Here is a 2613-nt window from a genome sequence, read left to right on the forward strand (position 1 = left end):
CGATGCCTTCACCTCAGGCGGCCAATCCCTGCGCCTGCCAGCGCCGGTGAACACCTCAAACCGCTGAGCCCCCCTACTCACAGGATCGTCACTAGGGATTATCATAGGAGCAGCGCCTCAATCATTGCAGGGGCGCGCAAAGTCGATGCTGTCAGCGATCAGCGCAAGGTGGGGTCAGCGCCCCGCTTACGCATTTTGTGCGCCGGCACGCTAAGGACTGGGTGGTCATCTCTGCCGTTCGATCTTCCGATCATCCCAGTATGGTCGAAGCTGTTGCCACCATCGGTGGTAATCGGACCTGCCGGGACGCGCGCCGCTTTCTTGTGCCGGTCGATCAATACTCAGCCGGGCGGCATGGATTTGTCGTTGATCCGAAGATCCACGATCAAGTGCCTTAGGCCGAACAAAACACCAGTTCGGCTACGCAATCCCCATCGCTACACGAAGACAATGGCGCTGTGATACCCAGGGGAGGATGTCACTCACCGGCGCCCGATCATCGCCGCGAGGAACGCTTTGCGGGAGGCAGTAGGGCAAGGCATTCCTGCAGAGTGCGGTAGTCGACGCAGTGGTCAATCGGCGACTTTCCAAGTCGCGGATTGAAAGCCCGAACAAACAGATCTGCGCGGTCTGGGTCATACACCTTTGCTGCAGCTTCCTTTAATTCAGACCGTCGCAGTAACGCCTCTTTCTCCGCCTGTATGGCAACCTGCCTCGCAGCTGCCGCAGAGGCAAGCACACCTCTCGCCCTCTGGTAGGACAGATCATCGAGCCCCGCCTGATCGATGCGACTCAACTCATAGTCGTCCTCCGACGGACCGGAGAGCCAGGCATTTGCTTCTTCGCTCAACTCTCGCTGCGCCGCTTCGGCAAGGCTAGATCGCCTCTGTGCCGCTGCGCGCAAAAGCTTGTCTCGTTCGCGCTCTTGCGCCCTTGCTATCTCTCCTTCGAGCGGAAGCCCAAGCAGTTCCCCTGTGATAGGCCCGCCCTCGCTCAGAAGTTCAACGCGCTTTAAAGCACGATCAAGGCCGCGATAGCCCTCGCCTCCGAGGCGGCACAAAGTCGTGGGATCGCCGCCTTGTTCCATAAGGGGAACACCGAACCACCGATCGAGATCGAATTCGCTGCGCTCCGAAGCAGGGAGGCGCAAAAGGACGGCGCTGACGCGGCTGCGCAGATCCTCGGATCGCAGTTCAAATTCTCTCCGCTGCCGCTCACGTTCGGAGAGACAGTCAGCATATTCATCAGTGACGCTGTATTCGCCTTCTTTTACAGACCTCAAAAAGCCCGCGTTCACGAGATCGTCTAGGAAAAGCGCGACCGCTTCGCTCGGCACACGGTGATGCGGCCATTCCTGACGCAGCCTTTCTCTCACCGCCGGCGTTATTCGACCGCGGAAGGCAGGAATGAGATGTCGGTTGATTGCACGTAGCCCCAACTGGACCGAGATTTTGTCGGACCACTGGTAGTCGAGTGCGTTAGGAAGGGTCAGGAATTCTCTGGCAAGCTCGGTCTGCCAAACCAGCGGATGAACAGCGAACCCGACGGTACGCGGCTGCGACAATGGCAAATCGTCAAATGTTTCTGCAAATGCGACGACTGCGCCGGGAATTTGGTTCACATCACCTTTGTAAGTCCTGAATGCGCGAAGAAGCTTTTGTGTCTCGCGCTTTGTCTCCTCCTGCTCGCGGCGTACTTTCCGGGCTTCTGCCTCAGCAATTCGGAGTGCGCGTTCCTCGGCTTCCTTCAACTTTCGTGCAGCGTCCGCAGCCAGGCGATCGCGCAAGCGGTCATTGAATTTGGCCTGCTTGGCGTTGCTAAGCCAGCTGCGAGGTGCGGTGGTTAGCAAAGCATTCTCAACCGCCACCTGATCCGCAGAGGTCCGAAAGCGCCGCAAGTCTATCTCAACGGCGGACAGACCATCATTCTGAAGCTTGGCGATTTTCGCGTCATCGCATGCATGAGTTACATGAACTTCCACGATGAGTTGTGTTCCGCTTGCCGTGACGAGGACCACGTCCGGAACTATGCTACCTAGTCGCTTTTCTAACTTGGCGTGTGCGAACGTGTACACTTTAGCAGGGCTGACAATCTCAGTCTGTCCATCGTGTTCTGCGATGATCGGCGGAATTGTCAGTCGCCTCTCCCGCTCGAGAACTTCTTTCGCCCAAAAATGCGCATTGGTCTCTGCAGCGTAGCTGCAAGAGACGGTTTTACTATAGTGCGCGAAATGGTGGAGCTGTTTCGATCCCTTTTTGGCGACGAGAGGACGATCACATGCAGGGCAACGGCAATCACAACGTAGCCCACTCGGTACATCGGACACGTGAACTGTCCGCCCGTCTTGCGCCAGGCCGTAGACGAGTTCGTCCGAGAAACCCGTAAAGGGCCGGTGATCCTTAAATCCAAAAGGATTGCCGTCTTGCATTTGGAATGACCGCTTCCCTTCTCGTGCAATTCATGAGCGCATTCTTATCAGACTGCCGGACCGCTATAAATCTCCGCCAGCGGTTATCTTAGAGTCTGATTCAAAACTATCGCGTTGGATTTCAGGCTCTTGCGATGCGGCGTGCGAGGAGCTGGATTGAGGCGATGAACAGCCAGGCGGTTGCC

At 57.1% G+C, this 2613-nt stretch carries 1 protein-coding gene; it reads right to left on the reverse strand.

Going from position 1 to position 2613, the window contains the following annotated elements; translation table 11 throughout:
- Positions 1 to 496: 496 nt before the first annotated feature.
- Entirely contained in the window at positions 497 to 2428 is a 1932-nt protein-coding gene (locus C7451_RS19620) for a competence protein CoiA family protein (protein ID WP_110300476.1), read from the reverse strand.
- Positions 2429 to 2613: the final 185 nt, after the last annotated feature.

Source organism: Blastomonas natatoria, assembly GCF_003201955.1.
In the GTDB taxonomy this organism is placed as follows: domain Bacteria; phylum Pseudomonadota; class Alphaproteobacteria; order Sphingomonadales; family Sphingomonadaceae; genus Blastomonas; species Blastomonas natatoria.

What these genes read in the sequence shown, in the direction of transcription:
- C7451_RS19620 (WP_110300476.1), bottom strand. Translation starts at nt 2,428, where the DNA reads ATGCAAGACGGCAATCCTTTTGGATTTAAGGATCACCGGCCCTTTACG.